Source organism: Rhodospirillales bacterium (assembly GCA_016699855.1).
Classification (GTDB): Bacteria; Pseudomonadota; Alphaproteobacteria; order Reyranellales; family Reyranellaceae.
Genome location: CP064988.1, coordinates 3,666,214 through 3,692,822 on the forward strand (window position 1 = coordinate 3,666,214; position 26,609 = coordinate 3,692,822).

Annotated in this window: 27 protein-coding genes, 1 tRNA gene and 1 pseudogene; 20 read left to right on the forward strand and 9 right to left on the reverse strand. The window is 71.2% G+C overall.

Annotation, left to right across the window (positions count from 1 at the left end; all coding sequences use genetic code 11):
* Nucleotides 1-10: 10 nt before the first annotated feature.
* The 3 genes from IPK81_17265 to IPK81_17275 form a co-directional block, all read right to left on the reverse strand.
* Nucleotides 11-1,162 carry a Gfo/Idh/MocA family oxidoreductase gene (locus IPK81_17265; protein ID QQS11318.1) on the reverse strand — a complete coding sequence of 384 codons (1,152 nt, stop codon included), beginning with the start codon at nucleotides 1,160-1,162 and terminating at the stop codon, nucleotides 11-13.
* A 39-nt stretch (nucleotides 1,163-1,201) separates the two neighbouring features.
* The gene (locus IPK81_17270) at nucleotides 1,202-2,275 is read right to left on the reverse strand and encodes a dihydrodipicolinate synthase family protein (protein QQS11319.1); all 1,074 of its coding nucleotides are present in this window, start codon (nucleotides 2,273-2,275) and stop codon (nucleotides 1,202-1,204) included.
* 189 nt (nucleotides 2,276-2,464) lie between these two features.
* Nucleotides 2,465-3,142, reverse strand: coding sequence for a hypothetical protein (locus IPK81_17275; protein ID QQS11320.1), 678 nt, complete (start codon nucleotides 3,140-3,142; stop codon nucleotides 2,465-2,467).
* A 290-nt stretch (nucleotides 3,143-3,432) separates the two neighbouring features.
* Between IPK81_17275 and IPK81_17280 the strand changes: the two genes are divergently transcribed.
* From IPK81_17280 to IPK81_17325, 10 genes and pseudogenes are all read left to right on the forward strand, one after another.
* Nucleotides 3,433-3,509 (forward strand) — tRNA-Arg (locus tag IPK81_17280).
* A gap of 728 nt (nucleotides 3,510-4,237) precedes the next feature.
* Entirely contained in the window at nucleotides 4,238-4,801 is a 564-nt protein-coding gene (locus tag IPK81_17285) for a pentapeptide repeat-containing protein (GenBank protein ID QQS11321.1), read from the forward strand.
* A gap of 486 nt (nucleotides 4,802-5,287) precedes the next feature.
* Nucleotides 5,288-6,247, forward strand: coding sequence for a hypothetical protein (locus IPK81_17290; GenBank protein ID QQS11322.1), 960 nt, complete (start codon nucleotides 5,288-5,290; stop codon nucleotides 6,245-6,247).
* A 56-nt stretch (nucleotides 6,248-6,303) separates the two neighbouring features.
* Complete coding sequence (locus IPK81_17295; GenBank protein ID QQS11323.1) at nucleotides 6,304-7,635, forward strand: hypothetical protein; 1,332 nt, start codon at nucleotides 6,304-6,306, stop codon at nucleotides 7,633-7,635.
* A gap of 4 nt (nucleotides 7,636-7,639) precedes the next feature.
* Entirely contained in the window at nucleotides 7,640-7,918 is a 279-nt protein-coding gene (locus IPK81_17300) for a hypothetical protein (protein ID QQS11324.1), read from the forward strand.
* 48 nt (nucleotides 7,919-7,966) lie between these two features.
* Complete coding sequence (locus IPK81_17305) at nucleotides 7,967-8,158, forward strand: hypothetical protein (protein QQS11325.1); 192 nt, start codon at nucleotides 7,967-7,969, stop codon at nucleotides 8,156-8,158.
* 3 nt (nucleotides 8,159-8,161) lie between these two features.
* Nucleotides 8,162-8,449 carry a hypothetical protein gene (locus IPK81_17310; GenBank protein QQS11326.1) on the forward strand — a complete coding sequence of 96 codons (288 nt, stop codon included), beginning with the start codon at nucleotides 8,162-8,164 and terminating at the stop codon, nucleotides 8,447-8,449.
* 250 nt (nucleotides 8,450-8,699) lie between these two features.
* Nucleotides 8,700-9,182, forward strand: coding sequence for a hypothetical protein (locus tag IPK81_17315; protein ID QQS11327.1), 483 nt, complete (start codon nucleotides 8,700-8,702; stop codon nucleotides 9,180-9,182).
* 59 nt (nucleotides 9,183-9,241) lie between these two features.
* Nucleotides 9,242-10,006: an SDR family oxidoreductase gene (locus IPK81_17320; protein QQS11328.1), complete on the forward strand. Its 765-nt coding sequence runs from the start codon at nucleotides 9,242-9,244 to the stop codon at nucleotides 10,004-10,006.
* A 250-nt stretch (nucleotides 10,007-10,256) separates the two neighbouring features.
* Nucleotides 10,257-11,201: pseudogene (locus IPK81_17325) on the forward strand (IS630 family transposase).
* Nucleotides 11,202-11,233: 32 nt separating this feature from the next.
* Here IPK81_17325 and IPK81_17330 read toward each other — a convergent pair.
* The 3 genes from IPK81_17330 to IPK81_17340 form a co-directional block, all read right to left on the reverse strand.
* Complete coding sequence (locus IPK81_17330; protein ID QQS11329.1) at nucleotides 11,234-11,716, reverse strand: hypothetical protein; 483 nt, start codon at nucleotides 11,714-11,716, stop codon at nucleotides 11,234-11,236.
* Between the two features lie 227 nt (nucleotides 11,717-11,943).
* On the reverse strand, nucleotides 11,944-12,468 hold the full coding sequence (locus IPK81_17335) for a TetR/AcrR family transcriptional regulator (GenBank protein QQS11330.1): 525 nt from the start codon (nucleotides 12,466-12,468) through the stop codon (nucleotides 11,944-11,946).
* 233 nt (nucleotides 12,469-12,701) lie between these two features.
* Nucleotides 12,702-13,343 carry a TetR/AcrR family transcriptional regulator gene (locus tag IPK81_17340; protein QQS11331.1) on the reverse strand — a complete coding sequence of 214 codons (642 nt, stop codon included), beginning with the start codon at nucleotides 13,341-13,343 and terminating at the stop codon, nucleotides 12,702-12,704.
* Between the two features lie 286 nt (nucleotides 13,344-13,629).
* Between IPK81_17340 and IPK81_17345 the strand changes: the two genes are divergently transcribed.
* The 5 genes from IPK81_17345 (at nucleotide 13,630) to IPK81_17365 (ending at nucleotide 20,173) form a co-directional block, all read left to right on the forward strand.
* The gene (locus tag IPK81_17345; GenBank protein ID QQS11332.1) at nucleotides 13,630-14,277 is read left to right on the forward strand and encodes an HAD-IA family hydrolase; all 648 of its coding nucleotides are present in this window, start codon (nucleotides 13,630-13,632) and stop codon (nucleotides 14,275-14,277) included.
* Between the two features lie 23 nt (nucleotides 14,278-14,300).
* Nucleotides 14,301-15,848 carry a methylmalonyl-CoA carboxyltransferase gene (locus IPK81_17350; GenBank protein ID QQS11333.1) on the forward strand — a complete coding sequence of 516 codons (1,548 nt, stop codon included), beginning with the start codon at nucleotides 14,301-14,303 and terminating at the stop codon, nucleotides 15,846-15,848.
* 7 nt (nucleotides 15,849-15,855) lie between these two features.
* A complete protein-coding gene (locus IPK81_17355; protein QQS11334.1) occupies nucleotides 15,856-16,446 on the forward strand; it encodes a RecX family transcriptional regulator in 591 nt (196 codons plus the stop codon).
* A 1,566-nt stretch (nucleotides 16,447-18,012) separates the two neighbouring features.
* Nucleotides 18,013-18,510, forward strand: coding sequence for a hypothetical protein (locus IPK81_17360; GenBank protein QQS11335.1), 498 nt, complete (start codon nucleotides 18,013-18,015; stop codon nucleotides 18,508-18,510).
* Between the two features lie 10 nt (nucleotides 18,511-18,520).
* Nucleotides 18,521-20,173, forward strand: coding sequence for an adenylate/guanylate cyclase domain-containing protein (locus IPK81_17365; GenBank protein QQS11336.1), 1,653 nt, complete (start codon nucleotides 18,521-18,523; stop codon nucleotides 20,171-20,173).
* Nucleotides 20,174-20,308: 135 nt separating this feature from the next.
* Here the strand turns inward: IPK81_17365 and IPK81_17370 are convergent, their stop codons facing one another.
* Complete coding sequence (locus IPK81_17370) at nucleotides 20,309-20,635, reverse strand: hypothetical protein (GenBank protein ID QQS11337.1); 327 nt, start codon at nucleotides 20,633-20,635, stop codon at nucleotides 20,309-20,311.
* A 22-nt stretch (nucleotides 20,636-20,657) separates the two neighbouring features.
* On the reverse strand, nucleotides 20,658-20,951 hold the full coding sequence (locus tag IPK81_17375; protein ID QQS11338.1) for a hypothetical protein: 294 nt from the start codon (nucleotides 20,949-20,951) through the stop codon (nucleotides 20,658-20,660).
* A 240-nt stretch (nucleotides 20,952-21,191) separates the two neighbouring features.
* Here IPK81_17375 and arsC point away from each other — a divergent pair, with 240 nt between their 5' ends.
* The 5 genes from arsC to IPK81_17400 all read left to right on the forward strand — a co-directional run bounded on the left by arsC (nucleotide 21,192) and on the right by IPK81_17400 (nucleotide 26,150).
* Nucleotides 21,192-21,563, forward strand: coding sequence for an arsenate reductase (glutaredoxin) (gene arsC / locus IPK81_17380; GenBank protein QQS11339.1), 372 nt, complete (start codon nucleotides 21,192-21,194; stop codon nucleotides 21,561-21,563).
* A 99-nt stretch (nucleotides 21,564-21,662) separates the two neighbouring features.
* The gene (locus IPK81_17385) at nucleotides 21,663-23,327 is read left to right on the forward strand and encodes an adenylate/guanylate cyclase domain-containing protein (GenBank protein ID QQS11340.1); all 1,665 of its coding nucleotides are present in this window, start codon (nucleotides 21,663-21,665) and stop codon (nucleotides 23,325-23,327) included.
* A 364-nt stretch (nucleotides 23,328-23,691) separates the two neighbouring features.
* Nucleotides 23,692-24,123 (forward strand): hypothetical protein, encoded by a 432-nt coding sequence (locus IPK81_17390; GenBank protein QQS11341.1) that lies wholly within the window; start codon nucleotides 23,692-23,694, stop codon nucleotides 24,121-24,123.
* 22 nt (nucleotides 24,124-24,145) lie between these two features.
* Nucleotides 24,146-24,292, forward strand: a complete 147-nt coding sequence (locus IPK81_17395) for a hypothetical protein (GenBank protein QQS11342.1) — start codon at nucleotides 24,146-24,148, stop codon at nucleotides 24,290-24,292.
* Between the two features lie 22 nt (nucleotides 24,293-24,314).
* On the forward strand, nucleotides 24,315-26,150 hold the full coding sequence (locus IPK81_17400) for a carbamoyltransferase (GenBank protein ID QQS11343.1): 1,836 nt from the start codon (nucleotides 24,315-24,317) through the stop codon (nucleotides 26,148-26,150).
* Nucleotides 26,151-26,160: 10 nt separating this feature from the next.
* Here IPK81_17400 and IPK81_17405 read toward each other — a convergent pair whose 3' ends face one another.
* Nucleotides 26,161-26,538 carry a hypothetical protein gene (locus IPK81_17405; protein QQS11344.1) on the reverse strand — a complete coding sequence of 126 codons (378 nt, stop codon included), beginning with the start codon at nucleotides 26,536-26,538 and terminating at the stop codon, nucleotides 26,161-26,163.
* Nucleotides 26,539-26,609: the final 71 nt, after the last annotated feature.

Genomic DNA, 26,609 nt, shown 5'->3' on the forward strand with positions numbered 1-26,609 from the left:
CTTCGCGCCGTCAGATCGCGATCGCCGGCACGTCGATCCAGCGGCGTTCCTTCCAGCTCGCCATCGCCAGCTCGGCGAGCTGCACGCCCTTGGCGCCCTCGAGCAGCGTCCACTTGAACGGCGCGTCCTCGCAGACGTGGCGGATGAACATCTCCCACTCGGTCTTGAAGCCGTTGTCGAACGCGGTGTTGTCGGGCACCTCCTGCCAGCCGTCGAAGAAGTCGATGCCCTGCTTGACGTCGGGGTTCCACACCGGCCGGGGCGTGTTGACGCGCGCCTGGCTGCGGCAGCTCTGCAGGCCCGCGACCGCCGAGCCCAGCGTGCCGTCGACGTGGAAGGTCACGAGGTCGTCGCGGCGCACGCGCGTGCACCAGCTGCTGTTGATGTGGCAGACGATCCCGCCCTCGAGCTGGAACGTGGCGTAGCAGGCGTCGTCGGAATCGGCGTCGTAGCGCGCGCCCCTCTCGTCCCAGCGCTCCGGGATGTGGGTGGCGCCGAGGCAGCTCACGGACCGCACCTCGCCGAACAGGTTGTCCATGACGTAGCGCCAGTGGCAGACCATATCGAGGATGATGCCGCCGCCCTCGGCCTTCTTGTAGTTCCACGACGGGCGCTGCGCCGCCTGCCAGTCGCCCTCGAACACCCAGTAGCCGAACTCGCCGCGCACCGAGAGGATGCGGCCGAAGAAGCCGGAGTCGCGCAGCATCTTGAGCTTCAGCAGGCCCGGCAGGAACAGCTTGTCCTGCACCACGCCGTGCTTGATCCCGGCGGCCGTGGCCTTGCGCGCCACCGCCAGCGCGTCGGCCAGCGTCTCGGCCACCGGCTTCTCGCAGTAGATATGCTTGCCGGCGTCGATGGCGCGGCCGACCAGCCCGGCGCGCAGCTGCGTCGTGGCGGCGTCGAAGAACACCTCGTCGTTCCGGTCGGCCAGCGCCTTGTCGAGGTCGGTGGTCCAGCGCGCCACGCCATGGGCCTTGGCCAGCGCCTCGACGCGCGCGGCGTCGCGCCCGACCAGGATCGGGTCGGGCATCACGCGGTCGCCGTTGGCCAGCGCCACGCCGCCCTGGGCGCGGATCGCGACGATCGAGCGCACGAGATGCTGGTTGGTGCCCATGCGTCCGGTGACGCCGTTCATGATGATGCCGAGGCGCCTGGTGGCCATGGGGACTCCGTAAGGGGTGGGATCGTTCCGGGCCGGCGCTCAGGCGCGCCAGCGGTCGAGATTGGCGGCGACGAAGGCGTCGTCGGTGAGCTCGGGATAGGTGGCGTAGAGGCGGTCGATCTCCGCGCCCTGGCCGGGGCTCAGCGCCTCGGCCGGATCGAGGCAGTGGATCGTGCGCATCAGCCCCTGGCGCCGCAGGATCTCGTGGCAGCCGGGGATGCAGCCGGCGAAGCCGTTGGCGACGTCGAACACGACGGCGTTGCAATCCGTGACCTGCGAATCCAGCGCCAGCATGTCCGCCGCGATGGCGCCGCCCGCCACCGCCGCCTGCGTCCGCGCCAGCAGGTCGACCGCCGCCTTGGTCCAGACGCTCCAGTGGCCGAGCAGGCCGCCCTTGAAACGCAGCGTCGTCTCGCGGCCGCCGGCGCGCACGCGGATCGGCGTCAGCAGGTCGGCGACGATGTGGTCGTCGTTGCCGGTGTAGAGCGTGACGCGGTCCTCGGCGCCGGCTTGCGCGACGCCGAACGCCACGTCGAGCGTCTTGTAGCGGTCGAACGGCGCGACCTTGATCGCCACCACGTTCTCGATCGCCGCGAAACGCCGCCAGAAGCCGCGCGACAGCGGGATGCCGCCGACCGCCGCCTGGAGGTAGAAGCCGATCACCGGCATCTCCGCGGCGACGGCGGCGCAATGCGCCACAAGCTCGTCCTCGGACGCGCCCTTCAGGGCGCCGAGCCCGAGCAGGACCGCGTGGTAGCCCAGCCCGCGCGCCAGCCGCGCCTCGTCGACCGCTTGAGCCGTGCGGCCGATCGCGCCGGCGATCATCACCAGCGGCCGGTCGGTCCAGCCGCGCGCCGTCTCGGCGGCGAGCGCCAGCACCGGACGGTACAGACCGACCTCGCGGATCGCGAACTGGGTGGCGTGCACGCCGACCGCGAGACCACCGGCGCCGGCGTCGATGTAGTAGCGCGACAGCGCCCGCTGCGATTCAAGGTCGAACTGGCGGTCGGCGTCGAGCGCCAGCGGATGGGCGGGGAACGCCGCGCCGCGCCGCAGGATGTCGAGCACCGGCGCCGGCAGGTCGGTCCATCTCAATCCGCTGGTCGTGGCCATCGCGCTCCCCTCGTCGGCCGGCAAGGTGGCGCGGCGCCGCGCGCGCTGTCAACGCGCGGCCGCACCCCATCGTCCCTTCTCCCCCCGATGAGGTACGGACCGGGGAGAAGGGACGACGCGGCGAACCTGCCCGCTACGCGGCTGGCGGGAACGCTGACGTGGAAATGGCTTGGTGGTTCGTCGGCGCCGTCAGCGGCGCATCGGCCGCGGCGCGCCGCCCGGCGCCGGCCCGCCGGTCAGCCGGCCGACGTTGACGCCGTAGTTGAGGCCCGCGAGCTTGGCGCGTTCGGCGGCGATGAAGCCGTTCTGGCGCGCGATCTCGCCGTTCAGATCTGCGATCAGCCGGTCGATCTGCGCCATGTCGCGGTTGGTGTCGCCTTCGATGGCGCGCAGCTGGCGGTGGTCCTCGTCGACCGCGCCGCCGACGTTGTAGGTCGAGCGCACGGTGTCGAGCAGATGGCCGGCGACCGACGCCTGCGTCGTGACCTGCGTCGCCAGCGAGTTGAGCTGGCCGAGATCGGCGGTGATGCGGTCGAGATGGGCCTGGGCGGAGTTCCACAGCGCCACCAGCTCCGGATTGGCCGGCGTGGTGCCGACCTGGAGCCGCGAGATGATCATGCCGACATCGGCGTTGTAGGCCCGCGCCGAGGCGCCGGAACTGCCGCGCAGCGCCTGGAGCTGCCCGTTCTGGGCGTTGACGGCGCCGCTCAACGCCTGCTGGTCGGACCGGAGCTGCATGACGCGGCCGGAGACCGTCGCGCCGCCGGTCGCCGTCGCGCGGCCGCCGGTCGGCTGACCCGCCTCGACGCACGCCGTCATCGACAGCGCCGCCAGCACGAGGAGGGCGCGGGAACTCCTGATCGGCATGATTCTCACGTGGTGTCGATCCCGTGGCACTTCTTCGCGCGCGAGCGAAACGATCCGGAAAACCGAGGCCGAACCCACCCGTTGCGCCGACCCCGAACGGCTGGCGCGACACTAATCGAAGGCCTTCCATTCGACAAGCGCACAAACCCCGGCCGGATGGGGACGATACGCGCCGCGGCGCGTATGTCGCATGCCCCGCGCGACGCCGGCCGGACGGGATTCGCTTGCCATGCGCTTCCGGTTCAAGTAGCACACCGTCCGCGTCGGCGTGCCGACGCGTCTTGGAAAACGCGCCCGTAGCTCAACTGGATAGAGCATCTGACTACGAATCAGAAGGCTGGAGGTTCGACTCCTTCCGGGCGCGCCATTTCCCTCAAGAAAATACATTCAATATCAACGCGGTAGGGGCGTTAGTCGCCGATTTCCGCGCGCGTTCGGAATGATCGGCCGCCGTGTTGCCGCCGCCAGCGGGCACGGTGTGAGCGCGGCGCGCGACCTCGGTACCGAGAGGCGTCCGACCTGAGGCGCGCTGCGAGCGCGTTGCTCCATTGCCTGCAGCGTGTTCGCCGAGGGCCACACGCGCTCGTACGTGCATACTTGTTCCGTGATTCCGCGCGCGCGTGGTGCTGCGGTTTTGCGAGGCGAGCGTTGGGGCCTGAAGGTAGCGACGCCGGTCCCGCCATGCGGCCAAGAGCGCCAGCGCGTCATCCGGCGCCGACCGCTGTGACGTCAGCGCCACGTCCACCGGTGCGTGACGCCATATCTCAGCGTCGCCGGGCGTCGTGACCAGCACGGGTGTGGCCTCGGCGTGGATCGGCGAGACGACGGCCTTCGGCTCGCCCATTAGGAACGAAACAGCGGATGCCGCCCTCGACCTGCGTGGCCCAAATCCGCCCCGTAGTGCCGTCCGTAAGGAAAACGTCGCCCCACGCGAGGATCGGCCCTTGATGGCGCGGCCGGTGCAGATGCGGCGGATGCGGGCGTAGACCCGCGCCTTGACCATGCCGCGCCGCGGCTGCCAACATTCGCGCGCCGGTCAGGCGTCCTCGCCGCTGCCCGGCCCAGGCATGTCTCTGACGCACCGGAAAGCCCGCCATGAAGCGAAGCCTCCTCGTCGGCGCCACCACCGGCGCCTTGCTTGCCTGCGCGCCGCTGTTCGCCCATGCTAAGTGCGACGACCCGCCCGCGCCGAACGTGGACTGGGCCGGATGCGGCAAGCGGAGCGCCGATCTGCGGGGCGCCAATCTGCAGGGCGCCAGTCTACAGGGCACCGATTTGCTGCAAGCCAAGCTGCAGGGCGCCAGGCTGCAGGGCGCCAAGCTGCAGGGCGCGACTCTGCGGGAGGCTGATCTGCGCGGCGCCGATCTGCGGGAGGCCGATCTGCGGGGCGCCGATCTGCGGAGCGCCCTTCTGCCGGCGGCCGATCTGCGGGGCGCCAATCTGCAGCGCGTCGATCTGCGGGGGGAGGCCGATCTGTCGGGCGCCAATCTGGCGGGCGCCGATCTGAGGGACGCGAATCTGCAGAGCGCCAGCCTGTCGGGCGCCAATCTGCAGGGCGCCAATCTGGAGAGCGCCAATCTGAAGTTCGCCAATCTGCAGGGCGCCTTTTGGGTCGACGGGCGGATTTGTGCCCATCCTTCGTTCGGCGTCTGCAAATAGGCGCGACGGCTGGCGTGCCCCCGACGCGGCGCGCCGATCCTCGCGTCGGTCGGGTCGATCTGTGCCTGCGACAGGAACGCAAGGCTCGCGTAGCCGTGGCGTGAATCGGCGCGATGACGGCGTTCGGCGCGCACGTCAGGAACGAGAACAGCTGATGCCCGCCCTCGACCGGCGCGGCGGATGCTGGAGCGACTGGCGCTCGACCAGCTGTCCCGAAAGAGCCTCCCAGGCCGGCGCCGATCGCTGGCATCGCAGCCTGGTGACATGGCGAAAGTACGCCTTCTTATTCCCTAGTCTCTACCCGGATCCCATGCCAACATTATTGCACGCCAGTGAAATGCAGTTCCCAAACGTCCACTCTCGGATTGCCGAACGATTTTCCCGGCGGGGTGCGAAGCTGAGCAAGGGCGGGCCGTCGACGGCCAAAGGCGCTCGGTCGATCTTCGGGCGGTGATGCCGCCGAGACAATCACTCCGGGAGAGATTGATGGGAGTTTTTGACGAATTCGAACAAGACGCGGAACTGGCTAACGTGAACGACGACGCTGCGGCGGCGGATAGGGCCAACGGCGTGAAGCAGGCCCCGAACGCCGGCGCCAAGTACGAAGTGAACATCGGCGGTCCGGTTCTTACGTGGATCACGCGCCACATAAACAAGGATGGTGTGGACTGGCGCGGGCTTCGCGTCGATAGCCGCACTGTTATCGACTACTACAAGAACAAGTGGAAGAATCCAAAGCCCGGTAGGGTTGGGCGCCAGATGGGAATGGCAACGGCCGGTCTCACGATGGAGAGGGAGGATTTGAAAGATTGGGCTAGGAACGGGCTGATCTGGGTTTTATCCCAAGAGGGTCGGCTCTATTCTCACATCCCCAAGATCGACAGGTTCCATCACAGCAGCTTCACAAGCGGCGCTGCGGTGAAATCCGCCGGAATGTGGATCGTGGACAATGGGGTTGTTCGGGAGATCACTCCACTCAGCGGACACTATAGGCCCTCACTCGGGCAATTCATGAATGGCGTTGTCGCGCTGAAGCGAGCCGTTCGAGCGGGGCGGCCAAGGCTTATGCTCTCCTCTAACAACGATGGCGGGAGGATGATGCCGCTCGACTACAATCGTTGGACAAGCATGAGTTGGAAGGAATTGTTTGATTCCTACAAGAGCCATCCACATGAGGTGCGGCCGCAGCCAGATCGCAATCAGGCGGGCGCGGCCGCTGGTCGGTATCAAGGGGGTGTAGCCGATGGCGGCGGCATGTTTTACGCGCAATATGGCGCGGCCCCGGGTTATGGCGCGGCCCAGAACTATCGCGCGGCCCCGGTCAATAGCGCGCCTCCGGCCTATAGGGTGCCCCCGATTTATATGGATCGCTCAACTATCTACAGCGTGGCTCCGGGCCATGGGCCGGTCCAGTATTCGACCGCCCCCATCTTGGCAAACCTATAGATTGTCGTCCTTCGGCGCGCCACGGCCCGCCCGAGGAGCCGACGATCCGGGAGCCGATGCCCGACGGCTTCAGCTCGGACACCTGGCTGGACCTGGCGGCGCCGGCGGGCACGCGGCCGGCGATCATCGCGCGGCTCCACGCGGTGCCGAAAGATGCCGCCGCCGACCGCGTGGTCCGCGCGAAGCTGGGCGGCGACTGCCCGGAAGTCGTGTTCAACACGCCGGCCGAATTCAAGGCTATTCTGCCGGGTGAGACCGACAGATGCGGGATCCTCGTCAATGAGCCCGGCATCAAGGTGGAGCGGAGGGTCCAGACAATGGCGGCGGCGCTTTCACCCCGCATCCACGAAGTGCCCGACGACCTGCTCGCCGCGATCGACTGGTGCTACGAGCAGGGCTGGACGGACGGCCTGCCGGTCGTGCCGCCGGCGGTCGATCGCGTGAAGGCGGTGCTGGCCGCCGATTCGCGGCCGGCGGAGACCGTGATCTGCCGCCATCCCGCCACCGGGCTCGACCTGTCTCTGCACGCCGCCGCGGTCAACGCCGTGATGGCGGGATGTCTGCCCGGGCATTTCCCGGTGCTGGTCGCCGCCTTCGAGGCGATGGACCTGGAGGGCTTCAATTTCCACGGCTCGACCGCCAGCACGGGCGGCTCGGCGCCGTTGCTGATCGTCAGCGGCCCCTATGCCGACGCCATCGGCATGAATGGCGACGTCAACCTGTTCGGCCCCGGCAATCGCGCCAACGCCACGATCGGCCGGGCCGTGAGGCTGATCCTGCGCAACGTGTTCCAGATGCTGCCGGGCATCTCCGACAAGTCGACGCAGGGCAATCCCGGCAAGTACAGCCTGTGCATCGCCGAGCGCGCGCGCGGCAATCCATGGCCGCCGCTGTGCGAGGCGCAGGGTTACGCCAAGGGCGTGTCGAGCGTGACCTGTTACGCGGCCGGCGGCTTCTGCAATGTCGAGAACCATGGCGGCAACACGCCCGAACAGGTTTTGGGCTCGGTCGCCGACGCCATGGCCAATTACGGCTGTATCACGCTCGGCCAGAGCGTGGTGATCCTGGCGCCGGAGCACATGCAGATCCTGGGTGCGGCCGGCTGGTCGCGCGAGCGCGCGCAGGAATTCCTGTTCGGCGCCGCGAAGCGTCCGGTGGACGGCATGAGGAGCGTCGGCAAGTACCGCGATCGCGAATACGACGCTCAGCACGGCGCCGGCGCGCACGGGCTCGCCGAAGCGGGCTTCGTGCATCGCGGGCTGAGTCCGCGGGACATCCTGATCACGATGGGCGGCGGAGATGCCGGCGGACATTCCTGCTTCCTCCCCTCTTGGAGCCGCGGCCGCGGCTCGATCATGCAGCACAAACCCATCACCGTGAGGAGCTAGGACCATGCAGCTCTATTCGCCGATGTCGACCACGCCCAGGCGCCGGGCGGTGCGCGCGCCCGCGCTCGCGAAGATCGACGGCATGCGTATCGGCATCCTCGAGAACGGCAAGCTCAACGCCGAGGAAATGCTGAACGAGGTCGCGGCCCTGTTCGTGGAGCGCCACGGGTGCGCCGTGCGCACGCTGGCCTCGAAGAGGAACGCCAGCGCGCCGGCGCCGGGCAGCACGCTGACCTCATTGGCGCAGGAGGTGGATTTCCTCCTCACCGGCCTGGGCGATTGAGGGTCCTGCTCGACGTGCAGTCTGCACGACGGAATCACTTTCGAGCAGTTGGGCAAGCGCGCGGTGGTGCTATGCACCACGCCGTTCGAGGTCACGGCGCGCAACATCGCGCGCGTGCTCGGCCTGCCCGACTATCCCTTCCTCACGGTGCAGCACCCGGTCGGCAGCTGCACGCTGCCGGAACTCAAGCAGCGCGCCGAGGTCGCCTACCAGCAGGCGCTGCCGATCCTGCTGGCGTAGATCATGCTGACGCCTAGGTCCTTCGAGAACCTCGAGGAAGCGCCGGCCGAACTCGGCGCCGCCCTGGAGGCGCTGTGGTGGCTCCGCCACGGCAACTGGGACCAGGCGCACAAATGCGTACAGGCGCACGAGGGTGATGCCGATTGCGACTGGGTGCATGCCCATCTACACCGCCAGGAAGGCGACCTCTCCAACGCCGGCTACTGGTACCGCCGCGCCGGCAGGGCGATTCCCGATGTCGCGCTCGAGGAAGAGTGGCGGCGGATCGCGACGGCGATGCTGTCGAAGTGACTACCTTCATCATCATCGACACCTGCCGACCGCACGGACGTGGCGCCGCCGCCGTCGGGTCCGACGGCCCGGTCGCGGATCGTGGTGCAGTCGATCAGCGGCACGTCCGCCGGTTGGCGAACGCCGCGGCAAGTGACGATGAGAAGACCCGAAACATCAACGCGCGTTGATGAATAGGTTGATATTCTGATAAATTAGACTATAATAATACGATAGTTGATTGATTTAGCTTAATATATTTGAGGTCACGATGTCTTCGACCCCGCAGGACAGCGACAATATCGGCCAGCTTGGCCGTCTGGCGCTCGCCATCTACATGTCGCTGGTCGTCGCGGCGCCGAGCATCCTGGCGGTCGGCGGACTGCCCGACCCGCTGCAGTACGTCTACAATTTCCGCCTCGTGCTGGTGGTCGCGGTGCTTCTGGTCATCGTCAGCCGCGCGCCGACCACCGAGCTGGCGATCGCGCGCAGCCTCGCGGTCGCGGGCGCCCTGTTGATGGTGTTTCCGACCCTGTTCGCGTTCGGCGGCTTCATCGGAATGGAGCCCGGCGACTGGCTGACCGGCCTCGGCGGTCCCGTGTTCGCCTTGCAGCGCAACGCCATTCTCGTCTACGACCTCGCGATCGGGATTTCGGCCCTGGCGCTTTCGTTGTTCGTCCATCGCCGTCAGCTGGCGAAGCGGGCGCGGGCGCAGACCGGCGCCACGCACATCGGCGCCTCGCAGACGGCGTAGAGCGCGCGGGCGCCGTCCGCGCCGGCATCCGGGGCGGCGTCTTGGAGGCGGGGGGTACTGTGCCGGCGCTCGACATCACCAGGGTCTGTCTCGTCACCGGCGCGTCGTCCGGTATCGGCGCTGCCACCGCGCGCGCGCTGGCGGGACCGGGGATCGGCGTCGCCGTCCACGCGCGGCGCAATCTCGAAGGCGCCGCGCGCGTGGCGGCGGCGGTCGAGAGCGCCGGCGGCGTCGCGCTGGTCGTCGAGGGCGATCTCGCCGAGCCGTCGACGGCGTCGCGTTTGATCGAGGCGGTGACGGCGCGCTTCGGCCGTCTCGACGTGCTGGTCAGCAACGCCGGCTTCGCCGACCGCCGCCCGATCGGCGAGCTCGACCGGCCGGGCTACGACGCCTCGATGGCGGCGATGCAGAACGCGTTCTTCGATCTGCTGCTGGCGGCCCGGCCGTGGCTGGAGAAGGCGGTCGACGGCCGCGTCGTCGCGGTGTCGTCGTTCGTGGCGCACGCCATGGGCCGCGGCCTGCCGGTGTTCCCCGCGACGGCGGCGGCCAAGGCCGGCATCGAGGCGATGGCCAAGGCGTTCGCCGTGCAGATGGCGCCGCACGGGGTCACCGTGAACTGCGTCGCGCCGGGTTTCGTCGAGAAGGATCCCGGCGCCCACACCGCGTTGACGCCGGGCCGCAAGGCCGAGCTGGAGCGCGCCGTGCCGGCCGGACGCTTCGCCCGCCAGGACGAGATCGCCGCTGCGATCGCCTTCCTGTGCGCGCCGTCCGCCGCCTACATCACCGGCCAGGTCCTCGGCGTCGACGGCGGCGTCACGCTGTAGCGCGCGTCGCTTCGAAGCGGCGGCGCGGGGCCGGCGTCGCACGCTTCGCGCCGCGGCACAGGCTCGGCTGTCGCGCATCTCGATGCCGCGCGCCATCGTGGCGCCGGCCCCGCCGTCGTCCCGAGCGTAGCGAGGGATGACGGTGCGGCTCTACGCCGCCCTAGAGCGAATTCCCTGAAACGCGAGTCGCGGGGGATTCTCAAGGCGAGGTGGAGATGATTCGATTCCTCGACGGATGTCGGAGGGGTCGATGGGCAAGGCGTACAGTCAGGATCTGCGGGAACGGGTGGTCGCCGCGTTGGAGGCCGGGCTGTCGACGGGTGAGGCGGCGGTCCGGTTCTCGATCGGGAAGGCGACGGCGGGCGCGTGGGGCCGGCTGAAGCGCGCGCAGGGCGACGTGCGGCCGGCCAGGCAGGGCAAGCCGAAGGGTTCGGTGCTGGACGCGCACGCGGACTTCATCCTGGGGTCGCTGGAGGAGAAGCCCGACACGACGCTCGACGAGATGGTCGAGCGGCTCGCGGCGGAGCGCGGGTTGAGGGTGGTGCGGACGGCGGTCTGGAAGTTCCTCGACCGCCGCGGCCAGACGTATAAAAAAGACCGCGCACGCCAGCGAGCGGGAGCGTCCGGACGTGAAGGAGGCCCGGCGGGCGTGGCTGGAAGGCCAGCCCGGCCTCGCCGCCGCGAAGCTGGTGTTCATCGACGAGAGCGGGCTGTCGACCAAGATGGCGCGCCTGCGCGGCTGGGCGCCCAGAGGCCGGCGCTGCCGCGCCGCCATCCCCACGGACACTGGAAGACCGTGACCTTCGTCGGCGGGCTGACGCTGGCCGGCTTCCTCGCCCCGATGGTCCTCGACGGGCCGATGGACGGCGACGCCTTCCGGACATGGTGCGAGCGGATGCTGGCCCCGGCCCTGCGCCCGGGCGACATCGTCGTGATGGACAACCTCGCCGCCCACAAGGTCTCCGGCGTCAGGCAGGCCATCGAGGCCAGCGGCGCGACGCCGCTCTACCTGCCGCCCTACTCCCCGGATCTCAACCCCATCGAGAACGCCTTCGCCAAGCTCAAGGCGCACGTCCGCAAGCTCGCGGCCAGGACCATCGACACCCTCGAGGCCGCCACCGCGGACGCTCTACGGAGCTTCAAGCCGCAGGACTGTCAAAACTTCTTCGCCCATGCAGGCTACGGCTGCGATTAACGGAATCTGCTCTAGCGCGCGCTTGAACCGCCTCAGCGCGGCTTCTGGCCGCGCTGGTAGGCGGCGATCGCGTCCTTGAGCATGCGGTGCTCGCGGCAGCCGAAGACGCAGAGCTGGTCCAGCCGCGCGAGGTGCTGCTGCGCGCTCGCGATGTCGTCGAGCATCAGATAGGCCTCGCCGATGTACTCGTGCGCGCCGAGATGCTTGGGATCGAGCGCCAGCGCCTGCTGGTAGGAGGCGAGCGAGCCGCGCGCGTCGCCGGATTTGCGCGTCGCGTAGCCGAGCAGGTTGAACGCCTCGGGGTTGCGCGCGTCGACCGTGGTCGCCTTGCGCAGCAGCGGGATGGCGCCGGCGAAATCGCCGCGGTTGACGGCGGCCTTGCCGGCGTCGAAGTCCGGATTGCGCGGCCGGCTGGGCGCCGGCGCCGTCTCGGTCGAGCCGGCCGCGTACGCGGGCGGCGCCGCGGCGGCGGCGAGCAGGGCGGCGAGCAGACCGGTCGCGACGAGCGGGCGCATGCGGTTCCTCCAGGAGCGTGGACAACGCCGCAGCTTCGCACATCGCCCCGGCCGGAGTCCGCCGGAACGCGTCCCGCCGCATCACGAACGCGCGACTCTTCGCGGACGCGCCGCGCCGTGCGCGATCGTCGAGCGAACCGGTTCGCGAGGCCTCGTGCGACAGCCCTGCGATGACGGGGGAAGAAGACGAGGAGACGTCGAAGGTCGCGTGGACGCGCCGCCGCCGATCAGGCGCCGCGCGCGAGATGGTCGATCAGCGCCGCGAGCAGACGACGCATGGCGGCGGCCGACGTCTCCACGTCCATGCCGTAGTGGACCCGCAGATTGACCCACATGTGCCAGTCGGAGATCGCCAGCATCGTGTCGACCGTCTGCCGCCGCTCGGCGTCCGACAGCGCCGCGAGCTCGGGACGGAACACGTCCTCGGTGCGGCGGCGGGCCAGCTCGCGCCCGGCCATGAACTCGGCGACCAGCCGCGGCGAGCGCGACTCGTTGATCGCCATGGAGCGGCGGAACGGCAGCAGCTCCTCGTTGACGCGCACCCGCACGCTCAGGAGCAGCTCCAGCCGCTGGTCGAGCGACAGGCCCGGCGGGACCGGCTTGGCGAGCGGCAGCAGGTCCTGCACCACCTTCTGGGCGACGGCGGCGAACAGGGCCTCGGTGTCGTCGAAATGCTGGAAGATCGAGCGGGTCGAGACACCGGCGAGCTTCGCGATGTCGACGACCCGGGGGGTGGGGGTGCCTTCGCGCACCAGCGCGATGGTGGCGCCGATGATTCGCGCGCGTGCGCTCGGCCCGCAGGACGCGGCCGTCGACCTTGACGCTCATGATGCCTGGAATATGCCCGTCCATCGCTACCTCCCACAGCGGCGGCGGGCGCGATTCACGCGCGTCCACCACCACTTAAACGACTATATAGCGACCCGGCACGTCCGACTTCGCACGCTGGTTCGAGATCGTTCGTCAACGCAGCGTAAAGCGGCTGTTATTTCGTCCTCGCCTGCAGGATCAGCGCGGTGACGGTGCGGCGCCACACGGCCTCCGCCTCGTCGACCGCGAGGCGCTGGAAATGACGCAGCGCGATCCAGTTCTCCCAGTCCATCGCCGCCTGCAGCGCGTCCAGGGTCTGCTCCCGGACGGTCGCGTCGAGCGCGTCGAGTTCCGGCTTGAACACCAGCGCGGTGCGCTGGCGCGCCAGGACGCGGAGCGCGCGGCCGCGTTCGGGCGCCGGCGCGACGCCGCCGGCCATCCCGAAGGCGGCGACGCGCAGCGGCATGGCGCGCTCGAAGGCGCCGGCGCGCATCGCCACCAGCCGCGCGACGCGCTCCGCCAAAGGACCCTCCTCGGCGCGCGCCGGCGGCAATGTGCCGTGCAGCTCGGCGATGGCCTCGTCGAGCACGGTGGCGAACAGCGTCTCCACGTCCTGGAAATGCTGGAACACCGAGCGCACCGACACGCCGGCGCGGACCGCGATCTCGGCCACCTTGGGCAGGCGGCCGGTCTCGGCCATCAGCGCGCGGCAGCCCGCGACGACCTTGGCGCGCGTCGACTCGGCGCGGAGGTTGCGTCCATCGACGCGGACCGGCGACGCCATCGGGGCGTCGGCGGCGTAGGCGAGCGAACTCATCTTCCTGTTCCTCAAATCGAAAACGCCGTCGCCAAGCGTCGAACGGACGCTTGGAGGGCGGTTGAACCGTCCGGACCGTACTCCGGTCCGGCTGTTGATGGGAATCCACCTGCGTCCGCTTCCGCGTCCCCGCGCGAGGTCCGTTTCGGGACGACGCGCGAGACGGACGCTATTGACGGCGTGCCGCAGGCTTCGATGGGCGCTCGTCTAGGGGCGGTTTGTGGTACGAATTGGGCAGCGCCCCTGCGAATTGGGCGTCCGCGCATGGCGATCACGGGTGGCAGGTATGTCGGGTATCGAGGCGGTGTTGTGGGATTTCGGGGGCGTCATCCTGTCGAGTCCGTTCGATGCGTTCCAACGCTACGAGTGCGAGGCGGGGCTGCCGGTCGATTTCATCCGCAGGTTGAACGCCACCAATCCCGATTCGAACGCCTGGGCGCGCATGGAGCGCAACGAAATTACAACCGACGCGTTCGCGACCCTCTTCGAGGCCGAGGCCGCCGCCGCCGGGCACCGGCTTGAAGGCCACCGCGTGCTGTCGGTTTTGAGCGGCGAGATCCGTCCGGAGATGGTCGAGGCGCTGCGGCGCGTGAAGGCGCGGCACCGCGTCGCATGCATCACCAACAACGTCAAAAGCGGCCAGGGGCCGGGCATGGCGCGCGATCCCGAGCGGGCGCGGCGCATCGGCGAGATCATGACGTTGTTCGAGCATGTCGTGGAATCGAGCGCGCTGGGCATGCGCAAGCCCGATCCGCGCATCTACACCCACACCTGCGACCTGCTCGGCGTCGCTCCCGAGCGCTGCGTCTATCTCGACGATCTCGGCATCAATTTGAAGCCGGCCAAGGCGCTGGGCATGCGCACGATCAAGGTCGGCGAGCCGGGCGCCGCGATCGCCGAGCTGGAAGCGATCCTGGGCATGGCGCTGCGCTGACGGCGGGACGTGGAGGACGGGCGATGACGTGGCAGGCGGAGATCGACGAACTGCGGCGCCGCGAGGCGCTGGGTCGGCGCATGGGCGGGCCCGACAAGGTCAAACGCCAGCACGACGGCGGCAAGCTGACGGTGCGCGAGCGCATCGACCGGCTGCTCGATCCCGGCTCGTTCCACGAGATCGGCGCGCTGGGCGGCAAGGCCGAGTACGACGCCTCGGGCGCGCTGCTCGATTTCCAGCCCTCGAACTTCGTGTGCGGCCGCGGCCGCATCGACGGCCGCGCGGTGGCGGTCGGCGGCGACGATTTCACGGTGCGCGGCGGCGCCGCCGACGCCTCGATCCATGAGAAGCAGGTGATCGCCGAGCGCATGGCCGGCGACCTCGGCATCCCGATCGTGCGCCTCGTCGACGGCACCGGCGGCGGCGGCTCGGTGAAGTCCTACGAGACGATGGGGCGCACCTACGTGCCGCGCAATCCCGGCTGGGAGGAGGTCGTCTCCAACCTCTCGCGCGTGCCCGTCGTGGCGCTCGGACTCGGCTCGGTGGCCGGATTGGGCGCGGCGCGGCTGGTCACCAGCCACTACTCGCTGATGGTGAAGGGCACCTCGCAGATGTTCGCCGCCGGCCCGCCGGTCGTGGCGCGGCTGGGCGAGCCGGTGACCAAGGAGGAGCTGGGCGGCACCGACATCCATTGCCGCAACGGCTCGGTCGACGACGAGGTCGAAAGCGAGGACGAGGCGTTCGCGCGCACGCGGCGGTTCCTCTCGTACCTGCCGTCGTCGGTCGATGGTTTGCCGCCGCGCGGCCCCGTCACCGACGATCCCGGGCGCCGCGATCCCAAGCTGCTGGACATCGTGCCGCGCGACCGCCGCAAGGTCTACCAGATGCGCCGGATCATCGGCGCCTGCGTCGACACCGACAGCTTCATGGAGATCGGCAAATTGTACGGCCGCTCCATGATCACCGGCCTGGCGCGCATCGACGGCTGGCCGGTGGCGGTGTTGGGCGGCGATCCGTTCTTCTACGCCGCCGGCTGGACCGCCGACACCGCGCACAAGGTCACGCGCTTCGTCGATCTGGCGGAGACGTTCCATCTGCCGGTGGTGCATTTCGTCGACTGCCCCGGCTTCGTCATCGGCGTCGCCGCCGAGACCGCCGCCACGATCCGCCACGGCGCCCGCGCCATGGCCGCGATCTACCAGGCCACCGGGCCGTGGTGCTCGATCCTGATCCGCAAGGCGTTCGGCGTCGCCGGCGCGGCGCACCAGAATTTCGGCCACTACAATTTCCGCTACGCCTGGCCGTCGGGCGACTGGGGCTCGCTGCCGGTCGAGGGCGGCATCGAGGCGGCGTACAAGGCCGACCTCGCGGCGTCCGACGATCCCGAGGCGCTGATGAAGGACATCCTCGAGCGGCTCAACCGGGTGCGTTCGCCGTTCCGCACCGCCGAGACCTTCGGCGTCGAGGAGATCATCGACCCGCGCGACACGCGTCCGCTGCTGTGCGAGTTCGCCAACCTCGCCGCGCCGATGCGCAAGCCCGGCCCGCGCGCCTTCGGCTACCGGCCCTGACCGCCGCATGGTGGATCGTCCGGAGCCCGTCCGCGGCGAGCCGCGCCGGCCCTTCGCCAAGCCGATCACGGTGAGGCGGCTGGAGAACGTCGCCGCCGCCTATGTCGACCGCTATGCGAGTACCTCGGCGCGGCTGCGCGACGTGCTGACGCGCCGCGTGCGCAACGCGCGGCGGCTGGAGGCGCCGGTGGTCGAGGGCGTCGAGGACGTGATCGAGGCGATCGTGGCGAAATACGTCGCCGCCGGCATCCTCGACGACGCCCGCTTCGCGCGTCAGAAGGCCGCCTCGCTGCGCCGCCGCGGCACGTCGACCCGCCGCGTGCGCGAGAAGCTGGCGCATGCCGGCGTGCCGCGCGACGACATCGACGGGGCGATGGCGGCGGTGCGCGAGGAGGCCGGCGACGCGGACGGCGCGGGCGAACTCACCGCCGCCATCGAACTCGCGCGGCGGCGTCGCCTCGGTCCGTTCTCCGATCCCGCCACCCGCGCCGAGCGCCGCGACAAGCATCTCGCCGCCATGGGCCGCGCCGGCTTCCCCCTCGCCATCGCCCGCCGCGTCGTCGACGCCACCGACATCGATGCGTTGCGGGACGAGTAGGGGCTTCGCGGGCGGAGGGGTTAGGGACTTCACGGGCGGAAGGGTAGCGACGCCGCCGTTCTCTCCCTCTCCGCCGCGTAGCGGGGGAGAGGGAAGGGGCCCATCGCGAAGCGATGGGAAGGGTGAGGTGGTCGCGATGAAATCATCGGTGTTCGATACGGATGCTCGATGCTCCTTCAGCGTCTTCGCGCCCGATACGACGACCACCTCATCCTCCCGCCGGGCGGGGGCCCCCCCCGCGCGGCGGGGGGGGGGGGGGGGGGGGGGGGGGGCGGGGGGGGGGGTGGAGGTGGGGGGGGGGGGCGGGGGGGAGGTGGGGGGGGGGGGGGGGGGGCGGGGGGGAGGAGGGGGGGGTGGGGAGGGGAGGGGGGGGGGGGGGGGGGGGGGGGGGGGGGGGGGGGGGGGGGGGGGGGGGGGGGGGGGGGGGGGGGGGGGGACGCGGGGGGGGGGGGGGGGGGGGGGGGGGGGGGGGGCGGGGGGGGGGGGGGGGGGCGGCGCGCCCCCCCGCGCGGCGGGCGGGGGGGGGGGGGGGGGGGGGGGGGGGGGGGGGGGGGGGGGGGGCGGGGGGGGGGGGGGGGGGGCCGGGGGGGGGGGGGGGGGGGGGGGGGGGGGGGGGGGCGGGGCGCGGGGGGGGGGGGGGGGGGGGGGGGGGGGGGGGGGGGGGGGGGGGGGGGGGGGGGGGGGGGGGGGGGGGGGGGGGGGGGGGGGGGGGGGCCGGGGGCGGGGGGGGGGCGGGCGGGGGGGGGGGGACGGGGGGCGGGGGGGGGGGGGGGGGGGGTGGGGGGGGGGGGGGGGGGGCGGCGGGGGGGGGGGCCGGGGGGTGGCCGGGGGGGGGGGGGCGGGGGGGGCGGGGGGGGGGGGGGGGGGGGGCCGCGGGGGGGGCCGCGGGCGGGGGCGGCCGGGGGGCGCCGGGCGCCCGGGGCGGGCGCCGGGGGGGGGGGCGGGGGGGGGGGGGGGGGCCGCGGGGGGGGGGGGCGGGGGGCGGGGGGGGGGGGGGGGGGGGGGGGGGGGGGGGGGGGGGGGGGGGGGTCCGGGGCGGGGGGGGGGGGGGGGGGGGGGGGGGGGGCGCGGGGGCGGGGGGGGGGGGGGGGGGGGGGGGGGGGGGGGGGGGGGGGGGGGGGGGGGGGGGGGGGGGGGGGGGGGGGGGGGGCGGGGGCGGGGGGGGGGGGGGCCGGGGGGGGGGGCGGGGGGGGGCGGGGGGATGGGGGCGGGGGGGGGGGCGGGGGGGGGGGGGCGGGGGGATCGGGGGGGGGGGGGGCCGGCGGCGGGGGCGGGGGGGGGGGATGCCGGGGGGGGGGGGGGGGGGGGGGGGGGGGGGGGGGGGGGCGGGGGGGGGGGGGGGGGGGGGGGCGCCCGCGGGGGGGGGGGGGGGGGGGGGGGGGGGGGGCCGGGGGGCCGCCCGCGCCGGGGGGGGGGGGGGCGGGGCGGGGGCGGGGCCGCCCGGGGGCCGCCGCGGGGGAGGGTCCATCCGCCCGGACGCTTCTGTTACCCATCCGCCAGTTCGCACAAGGGCATATCGGCGGATCGCTGGTACAATGCGGCCGTGCTGGCAGGGAGTGGATCGCGATGATCGGGACGATGCGCGGATGGATCATGGCGTCGGCGACGGCGCTCGCCTTCGGCGCGCCGCTCGGCGCCACCGCCCAGACCGCGCCGCCGCCCGCGACGCGTCCCGCGGCGCAGATGGCGGCCGAGGCGGCCATCAAATGGGGCCTGATCGGCACCTGGGCGCCGTCCTGCGAGCGGCCGCCGGGCGACCGCAACGTCTATGTCCGCTACGTCGCCCGCGACGACGGCCGCGTCGTGATGGAACGCGATCTCGGCGCCCCCGCCCGCAACGACACGACGGAGGTGCTCGCCGCCGTCATCGGCAAGGACGGAAACATCGAGGTCGTCATCGACCTGCGCGCCTTCGCGATGGTCCGCGTCTACGCGCTGGCGAAGGACGGCGACAAGCGCCTGCGCGCGCTATGGAACCGCCAGATCGGCGGCGACCACACGATCCGCGACGGCCGCTTCACGGCCAACGGCGCCGAGGTCCCGTGGCAATACCGCTGCGGCTGAGGCGCGCGCGATGACCGCGCGGATCCGCCTGTGGTCGGGCGTCGTCCTGTTCGTCTACGCCGCGAGCCATCTGATCAACCACGCGCTGCTGCTGGGCTCGGTCGGCCTCGCCAACGAGGGTCTCGTCGTCTTCACGGCGGTGTGGCGCGGGCTGCCGGGAACCGTGGTCCTCTACGGCGCCTTCGCCGCGCATTTCGCGCTGGCCCTGTGGTCGGTGTTCCGCCGCCGCCGGCTGCGCATGCCCGTCATCGAGTGGATCCAGCTCGCGCTCGGCGTCTCCATCCTGCCGGTGGGCATGGCGCATTTCGTCGCCACCCGCGGCGCGGCGGAACTCCACGACGTCAACACCACCTACGTCTGGGTGCTGCTCAGCGCGCTGAGCTGGACCGGCCTCGTCCAGCTTTTCGCGCTGGTCCTCATCGTCTGGATCCACGGCTGCGTCGGCCTGCATCGCATCGGCCGACTGAAGCCATGGTACGGGCCGGCGTCGCCCTGGCTGCTGGCCGCCGCCGTCGCGCTGCCGACCCTGGCGCTGGCCGGCGCCGGCGTCGGCCTGCGCGAGGTCGCGGCCATGGTCGCCGATCCGGAGATCGCGCGCCGCCTGCCGGGCGATCTGCGTGTCGGCCCCGGACTCGCGGAGAAGATCTACGCGCTCTCCGACGCGCTCAAGCTCGCCGCCCTCTCGCTGCTGACCGCGACCCTGGCCGCGCGTCCGCTGCGCGACCTGTGGAACCGCCGCAACGGCGTGGTCCGCGTGTCCTACGATTCGCGCGTCGCCTCGGCGCCGGCCGGCCCGACCTTGCTGGAGATCAGCCGCTCCGCCGGCATCCCGCACGCCTCCGTCTGCGGCGGCCGCGGCCGCTGCTCGACCTGCCGCGCGCGCATCGCCGGACCCGACATCGCCCGTCTCGCGCCGCCCGACGCGGCCGAGGCGAAGGTGTTGGCGCGCGTCGGCGCCGGCGATGGCGTCCGCCTCGCCTGCCAGGTGCGCCCGCCACCGGGCGAGTACCTGGTGACGCCGCTGGTCGCGCCGACCGCGGGGCCGGCCGAGGCGTGGCGGCGGCCCTCGGCGCAGGGCCGCGAGCGCGTCGTGGCCGTGCTGTTCGCCGATATCCGCGGCTTCACGACGCTGGCGGAGGGACGGCTGCCCTACGACGTGGTGTTCGTCATCAACCGCTACTTCCGGGCGATGGGCGCGGCGGTCGAGGCGGCCGGCGGCCATGTCGACAAATTCGTCGGCGACGGCGTGATGGCGCTGTTCGGGCTCGACGGCGAGCCGCCGGACGCGGCGCGGCGCGCGCTCGACGCCGCGCGGCGCATGTCGCTGGCGCTGATCGAGCTCAACCGCGCGCTGCGCGTCGACCTCGACATCGAGCTGCGCATCGGCATCGGCATCCACGCGGGCAACGCGATCGTCGGCGAGATGGGCTACGGCCGTGCCTCCTCGGTGACGGCGATCGGCGACATGGTCAACACCGCCAGCCGGCTGGAGGCGATGACCAAGGAGCTGGCCTGCGAGCTGGTGGTGTCGCAGAGCGTCGTCGAGCTGGCCGGCGCGTCGCTGGACGGCGCCCTCAGGCACGAGATCGACGTCCGCGGCCGCCGCGGCCGCCTCGAGATCCACGCCCTCGCCAGCGCCTCTACCCTCGCCGCGCCGGCGTGATCTTCTCCCTCTCCGCCGCGCAGCGGGGGGGAGAGGGAAGGGGCCCATGCGAAGCATGGGAAGGGTGAGGTGGTGTCCGCGCGGGTCGCGGTGAACGATGCCGCGGCAAGGAAATGCGATCCGGCCCTAGGCGCATCATTCTGACAAGAAACGGGGCGCGAGGCGCTCGCCATTGCGTCCAAAGCGTGTGATCGATTCCACGATTTGTGTCATCGCATCGTCATTGAAAAGATAGCTACGCTCACCGAGCTTCATACCGCGTCGCCACTGCGACTCGCTCGCCGAAAGTGGAATGCCAACGGCGCTGAATATCGAGTTAAGCACGCAGGATACTTCGAAGGACTCGAGTTCTTTCTGTCCCATATAGATAAAGATGCCGTTTCCGTAGGATTTTGGTGGAGCATGGTATTGAAGCGCGACGGCGACACATCCATCGGAACGATGGACGACATGCGGTTGCACTGAAAGGTGACTTCGTCCTCTTTCAAAGAGCTGTATGTGTGCCGCTACGTCGGTCTGTACGACGGGGTTCGCGTAGAAGCATATTCAGTGGAAAAACGGCGAGAACCAAATGCCATCGCCAATAGGTCGCGTCCAAGCGTGAAATGCGCGGATCGAGCGAGGGCAGCTCACTTGCCGACTGCGCGATCGCTGGCGAGGCGACGGTGCCAAGCGACAAGAAAAGACCGGTGAGGATGAGGGTTCCGCCTGCAAAATGGAAAAGTCCGCAGATCGCGGCGCCAAGAGAAATGCCGTACCGACGGCTCAAACCTGTCATGTCGTCGCTCTCTACCATCCGGGCGGTCAGCGTGATCTCGTCTACCGGCCACCGCAGGGTCCGCCAATATGATGTTGTCTTGGATGGCCCTGACGGACAACACTGATTCTCTCGTCGTCCGCGCTGCCGTCTCATGAGTACGCCTTACTCCCGGCCGCAATGGCGTCGTTCAGCGCCGATGATGGACCAACCGCCGTCGCCAATGCGGCGCCCGGCGATGCGGCACGAAGGAGACAACCAATGGCACCGCGCGCTACCGGCAAGGTCGTGATCTGGCACAACCCGCGCTGCGGCAAGTCGCGCGACACGCTGGCGCTGCTGCGCGCCCACGGCGTCGAGCCGGAGATCCGCGAGTATCTCAAGGCGCCGCCGAGCCGGGCCGAGGTCGAGGCGTTGCTCGACGCGCTGGGCGGCGAACCCCGGGCGCTGGTGCGCCCCGAGGAGCCGCCGTTCAAGGAGAGCGGCCTCAAGCCCGCGGCGCTCACGCGCAAGGACGTCGTCGGCCTGATCGCGGCGCATCCCATCACCTTGCAGCGGCCGGTGGTCGTGGTCGGCAAGCGCGCCGCCATCGGCCGTCCGCCCGAGGCCGTGCTGCCGCTGGTCGGCAAGTGACGACCGACAGGCCGGGAATATACCCGTCGCCGCGGTGTTGATCCCGAGGGAGACGCGGTCGATCCTGCGGCCACGTCCTGGGAGTCCGGATTCGATGGAATGATCGCCCGCCTGCGCCTGATCTCCGGCCTGACGCTGTTCGTCTTCGTGACGATGCATCTGCTGAACCACGCGCTGGGCTTGTTCTCGATCGCCACCGCCGACGCCGGCCTCGCGCTGTTCGCCGCGGTGTGGCGCGGCCCGGTCGGCAGTGGCGTGCTGGCGCTGGCGATCACCGTCCATTTCTGCCTCGTGCTGTGGGCGGTGTTCCGCCGCCGGCGCCTGCGCTTGACAGTCGCGGAGTGGACCCAGCTCGCGCTCGGCCTGACCATCCTGCCGCTGGGCATGGACCATTTCGTGCAGACCCGGGGCGCCCACCACATCGACGGCGTGCTGACGGCGTATTTCTGGGTGCTGTGGCCGATGGCGATGGAGCCGTGGGTCGCGGCGCGGCAGTTCGCGCTGATCCTCGTGGTCTGGATCCATGGCTGCGTCGGCCTGCGCTTCTGGCTGCGCCTCAAGCCGTGGTACGCGCCGGTGGCGCCGTGGCTGTTCGGCTTGGCGCTGGTGCTGCCGACCCTGGCCATCGCCGGCGTCGCCTCGGCGCTGCGCGAGGCGGCCGAGCTGCTGGAGACGACGCCCGATCTTCTGGCCGTCGCCGCCGGGCTCAACGCGCCGGACAAGGACGCGGTGCTGCGCCTCTACGCGCTGGCCGACACGCTGCGCTACGTCGTCGCCGGGGTGATCGTCGCGGTGCTGCTGGCGCGGCCGCTGCGCGACCTGTGGGAACGCCGCCACGGCGTGGTGCGGCTGGAGTATCCCGGCGGGCGCGTCGTGGCCCTGCCGGCCGGTCCCAGCGTGCTGGAGATGAGCCGCGTCGGCGGCGTGCCGCATGCGTCGGTCTGCGGCGGCCGCGGCCGCTGCTCGACCTGCCGCGTGCGCATCAGCGGGCCCGCCGCCGCCAGCCTGCCGGCGGCCGGGGCCGAGGAGGTGCGCGTGCTGGAGCGCATCGGCGCGCCGCTGGGCGTGCGCCTGGCGTGCCAGACGCGGCCGCGCGGCGGCACCTACGGGGTCACGCCGCTGCTGCCGCCGGCGGTCGGGCCGCGCGGCGGGCTGGGCGGCCACCGGCTGGCGCTGGGCAGCGAGCGCGTCGTCGCCGTGATGTTCGTCGATCTGCGCGGCTTCACGGCGATGTCCGAGAAGCGGCTGCCGTTCGACGTGGTGTTCATCCTCAACCGCTATTTCCGGTCGATGGGCGAGGCCATCCAGAACGCCGGCGGGCACATCGACAAGTTCATCGGCGACGGCATCATGGCGGTGTTCGGGCTCGACACCGACGCCGGGCCGGCGGCGCGCCAGGCGCTCGACGCCGCCCGCCGCATGTCCGACGCGCTGGCCGGCCTCAACGCCTCGCTGACCGGCGAGCTGGCGGAGCCGCTGCGCATCGGCATCGGACTGCACGCCGGCCCGGCCATCGTCGGCGAGATGGGCCACGGCCGCACCGTGACCCTGACGGCCATCGGCGACACCGTGAACACCGCCAGCCGGCTGGAGAGCATGACCAAGGAGCTGGGCTGCGTGCTTGTCGTGTCGCAGGAGCTGGTCGAGTTGTCGGAGATGGACCTGCGCGACTGGCCCCGCCGCGAGATCGAGATCCGCGGCCGCACCACCCCCATGGCCGTCCGCCTCGTCGGCGACCCGGGGCGGTTGGCGGTGAGGGCGTAGCGGGGCGGCTGGCGGCGCCCGGTTGTAGGTCGTCCCGCCCGGAATTCCCTCTCCGCCGCGCAGCGGGGGAGAGGGCGGGGCCCGCGCCGAAGGCGTGGGAGGGTGAGGTGGTGGCTGTATCGCCACGAGCGCGGCGAGGAGATGTCGAGGTCTCGATGTCGAACGTCATCGACGTTGCGGGCACCACCTCACCCTTCCCGTCGCTTGCGCGACGGGCCCCTTCCCTCTCCCCCGCTGCGCGGCGGAGAGGGAGAAGACGTTGGACCGCCCAGACGCGGCAGCCATTGACTTAACCCACTGATTCAGCGATCTAACAGCCGCTTCGAAAGTTTCATCCAGCAACCTTCGCAGGTGCGAGATCGGCATGGCGGGCGGCGGCACGCACGAGAGCTATGATCGGCCCGAGGACCACGGCGGCGGCTCCGACCGCGCGTTCGGGCTGGTCTTCATGGCGGTCTGCGCCGTCGTGGCGGGCTGGTCGTGGTGGCACGCCGGCACGTGGTGGCCCTACGCCGGCGGACTGGCGGCGGCGTTCGGGGTCCTGGCGCTGGCCGCCCCGGCCGCGCTCGGGCCGCTGAACAAGGCGTGGACGAAATTCGGGATGCTGATCGGCAGGGTGATGAATCCCATCATCCTCGGCATCATGTTCTACGGCGTGATGACGCCGATCGGGCTGTTCATGCGCTGGCGCGGGGCCGACCTGCTGCGGCTCAAGCGCGACCCGGCGGCGGCGAGCTACTGGATCGCGCGCGAACCGCCGGGCCCGCCGCCCGAGACGATGCGCAACCAGTACTGACGGGCTGAAAGGGACTCCCGCGATGTGGCTGATCCGCGAACTCTGGGCCTTCATGCGCGTGCGCAAGAAGTACTGGCTGATGCCGATCGTGGTGGTGATGGTGCTGCTCGGCGGCCTGCTGGCGCTGACGCAGACCGCGATCGGCCCGTTCATCTACACGATCTTCTAGCCAGCGGACGGGACGGCGGCGCGTGCGCATCCTCGGGGTCTCCGCCCTCTACCACGACAGCGCCGCGGCGCTGGTGGTCGACGGCGCGATCGTGGCGGCGGCGCAGGAGGAGCGCTTCACGCGCAAGAAGCACGATTCGCGCTTCCCCCGGCACGCCATCGACTACTGCCTCGCCGAGGCCGGCATCGCCTTCAAGGACGTCGACTACGTCGCGTTCTACGACAAGCCGTTCCTGAAGTTCGAGCGCCTGCTGGAGACCTACCTCGCCTTCGCGCCGCGCGGCTTCACCTCGTTCCGCATGGCCATCCCGGTGTGGCTCAAGGAGAAGCTGTTCCAGAAGTCGATGCTGCGGGACGAGTTCCGCAAGTGGGAGCCGGACTTCGACTGGGAGACGCGGCTGCTGTTCGGCGAGCACCACCAGAGCCACGCCGCCAGCGCGTTCTTCCCCTCGCCGTTCGAGAAGGCGGCCGTGCTGACCATGGACGGCGTCGGCGAATGGGCCACCACCTCGCTGGCGATGGGCGAGGGGTCGGAGCTCAACATGCTGCGGGAGATCCACTTCCCGCACTCGCTCGGGCTGCTCTACTCCGCCTTCACCTACTACACCGGCTTCAAGGTGAACTCCGGCGAGTACAAGGTGATGGGGCTGGCGCCCTACGGCGAGCCGCGCTTCAAGGACGCGATCCTCGACAAGCTGGTCGACCTCAAGCCCGACGGCAGCTTCCGGCTCGATCTCTCGTACTTCGACTACTGCACCGGCCTGCGCATGACGAACGAGAAGTTCGACGCGCTGTTCGGCGGCCCGCCGCGCAAGGCCGAGCAGCTTCTCACGCAGCGCGAGATGGACCTCGCCGCCTCGGTGCAGGCCGTGACCGAGGAGGTCGTGCTGCGGCTGGCGCGCTCGATCGCCAAGGAGACCGGCGCGCGCGACCTGTGCCTGGCCGGCGGCGTGGCGCTGAACTGCGTCGCCAACGGCAAGATCCACAAGGACGGCGCCTTCGACCGCATCTGGGTGCAGCCGGCGGCCGGCGACGCCGGCGGCGCGGTCGGCGCGGCGCTGGCCGCCTACCACGGCTACTGCCGCCAGCCGCGCGCGCTGAACGGCAAGATGGACGGCATGGCCGGCTCCTATCTGGGGCCGGTGTTCGGCGACGCCGAGGCGGCGGAACGGCTGCGCAAGGCCGGCGCCAAGGTCCACGTGCTGTCCTACGACGAGATGATCGAGCGCGCGGCGCAGGCGCTGGCGGATGAAAAGGCGCTGGGCTGGATGCAGGGCCGCATGGAGTTCGGGCCGCGCGCGCTGGGCGGCCGCTCGATCCTCGGCGACGCGCGCTCGCCCACGATGCAGAAGACGCTGAACCTCAAGGTCAAGTACCGCGAGTCGTTCCGCCCGTTCGCGCCGGCGGTGCTGCGCGAGGACGTGGCGAAGTATTTCGACTACGACGCCGACAGCCCCTACATGCTGATGGTCGCGCCCGTCGAGGAGTCGCGCCGCCGCGCCATGACGGCCGAGGAGAGCGCGCTGTTCGGAATCGACAAGCTCAACGTGCCGCGCTCCGACATCCCCGCCGTCACGCACGTCGACTACTCCGCGCGCATCCAGACGGTGCACGCCGAGACCAACAAGCCCTACCACGACCTGATCTCGCGCTTCCGCGACAAGACGGGATGCTCGGTGATCGTCAACACCAGCTTCAACGTCCGCGGCGAGCCGATCGTGTGCACGCCGGAGGACGCGTTCCGCTGCTTCATGGGCAGCGAGATCGAGGTGCTGGTGGTCGGCAACTGCCTGCTGCTCAAGGAGGAGCAGGACCCGGCGCTGAAGCTCGACTACAAGGACGCCTTCGACCTCGACTGAGCGCGGCGCGTCAGCGCGCGGCCCTCAGGTTGCGGCGGATGACGGCGACGACGATGATCGTCACGGCGGCGACCGAGACGATCGCCGGCGCGATCTCGAACAGCGTCACCGCGATCCCCAGCGTCAGCGCGATCGAGCTCGCCAGCCACGGCTCGCGCCGCCCGAACGCCGCCACCGAGATGCAGACGGCGATCATGCCGGCGATGCGCAGCGTCATCTCGATCTCGTTCCGCGCGCCTTCCTCGACCGGTCCGACCAGCCAGTCGCTGGCGATCCACAGGACCGCCGCGGTCAGCGCGACCACGATCCCGGCCGGGGCGACGTGCCACGACGGCGCGGCGGCCGGCGCCCGCGCGCCCTTGCGTCCGGAACGCCGCCGTTTCGCCATGCGTGCCCTCCCGCCGCCGGCGCCTCGACGGACGCCGGAACCGCCGCTACCGTCCCACGAAACAACGGGAT

Bases quoted from the DNA above. Each gene is read 5' to 3' on its own strand.
- IPK81_17395 (QQS11342.1), top strand. From the start codon at position 24,146: ATGTGGCTGATCCGCGAACTCTGGGCCTTCATGCGCGTGCGCAAGAAG.
- IPK81_17375 (QQS11338.1), bottom strand. From the start codon at position 20,951: ATGACAGGTTTGAGCCGTCGGTACGGCATTTCTCTTGGCGCCGCGATC.
- IPK81_17295 (QQS11323.1), top strand. From the start codon at position 6,304: ATGCCCGACGGCTTCAGCTCGGACACCTGGCTGGACCTGGCGGCGCCG.
- IPK81_17265 (QQS11318.1), bottom strand. From the start codon at position 1,162: ATGGCCACCAGGCGCCTCGGCATCATCATGAACGGCGTCACCGGACGC.
- IPK81_17315 (QQS11327.1), top strand. From the start codon at position 8,700: ATGTCTTCGACCCCGCAGGACAGCGACAATATCGGCCAGCTTGGCCGT.
- IPK81_17285 (QQS11321.1), top strand. From the start codon at position 4,238: ATGAAGCGAAGCCTCCTCGTCGGCGCCACCACCGGCGCCTTGCTTGCC.
- IPK81_17345 (QQS11332.1), top strand. From the start codon at position 13,630: ATGTCGGGTATCGAGGCGGTGTTGTGGGATTTCGGGGGCGTCATCCTG.
- IPK81_17365 (QQS11336.1), top strand. From the start codon at position 18,521: ATGACCGCGCGGATCCGCCTGTGGTCGGGCGTCGTCCTGTTCGTCTAC.
- IPK81_17405 (QQS11344.1), bottom strand. From the start codon at position 26,538: ATGGCGAAACGGCGGCGTTCCGGACGCAAGGGCGCGCGGGCGCCGGCC.
- IPK81_17350 (QQS11333.1), top strand. From the start codon at position 14,301: ATGACGTGGCAGGCGGAGATCGACGAACTGCGGCGCCGCGAGGCGCTG.
- IPK81_17310 (QQS11326.1), top strand. From the start codon at position 8,162: ATGCTGACGCCTAGGTCCTTCGAGAACCTCGAGGAAGCGCCGGCCGAA.
- IPK81_17385 (QQS11340.1), top strand. From the start codon at position 21,663: ATGATCGCCCGCCTGCGCCTGATCTCCGGCCTGACGCTGTTCGTCTTC.
- IPK81_17300 (QQS11324.1), top strand. From the start codon at position 7,640: ATGCAGCTCTATTCGCCGATGTCGACCACGCCCAGGCGCCGGGCGGTG.
- IPK81_17355 (QQS11334.1), top strand. From the start codon at position 15,856: ATGGTGGATCGTCCGGAGCCCGTCCGCGGCGAGCCGCGCCGGCCCTTC.
- IPK81_17390 (QQS11341.1), top strand. From the start codon at position 23,692: ATGGCGGGCGGCGGCACGCACGAGAGCTATGATCGGCCCGAGGACCAC.
- IPK81_17340 (QQS11331.1), bottom strand. From the start codon at position 13,343: ATGAGTTCGCTCGCCTACGCCGCCGACGCCCCGATGGCGTCGCCGGTC.
- IPK81_17330 (QQS11329.1), bottom strand. From the start codon at position 11,716: ATGCGCCCGCTCGTCGCGACCGGTCTGCTCGCCGCCCTGCTCGCCGCC.
- IPK81_17360 (QQS11335.1), top strand. From the start codon at position 18,013: ATGATCGGGACGATGCGCGGATGGATCATGGCGTCGGCGACGGCGCTC.
- IPK81_17290 (QQS11322.1), top strand. From the start codon at position 5,288: ATGGGAGTTTTTGACGAATTCGAACAAGACGCGGAACTGGCTAACGTG.
- IPK81_17270 (QQS11319.1), bottom strand. From the start codon at position 2,275: ATGGCCACGACCAGCGGATTGAGATGGACCGACCTGCCGGCGCCGGTG.
- IPK81_17275 (QQS11320.1), bottom strand. From the start codon at position 3,142: ATGCCGATCAGGAGTTCCCGCGCCCTCCTCGTGCTGGCGGCGCTGTCG.
- arsC (QQS11339.1), top strand. From the start codon at position 21,192: ATGGCACCGCGCGCTACCGGCAAGGTCGTGATCTGGCACAACCCGCGC.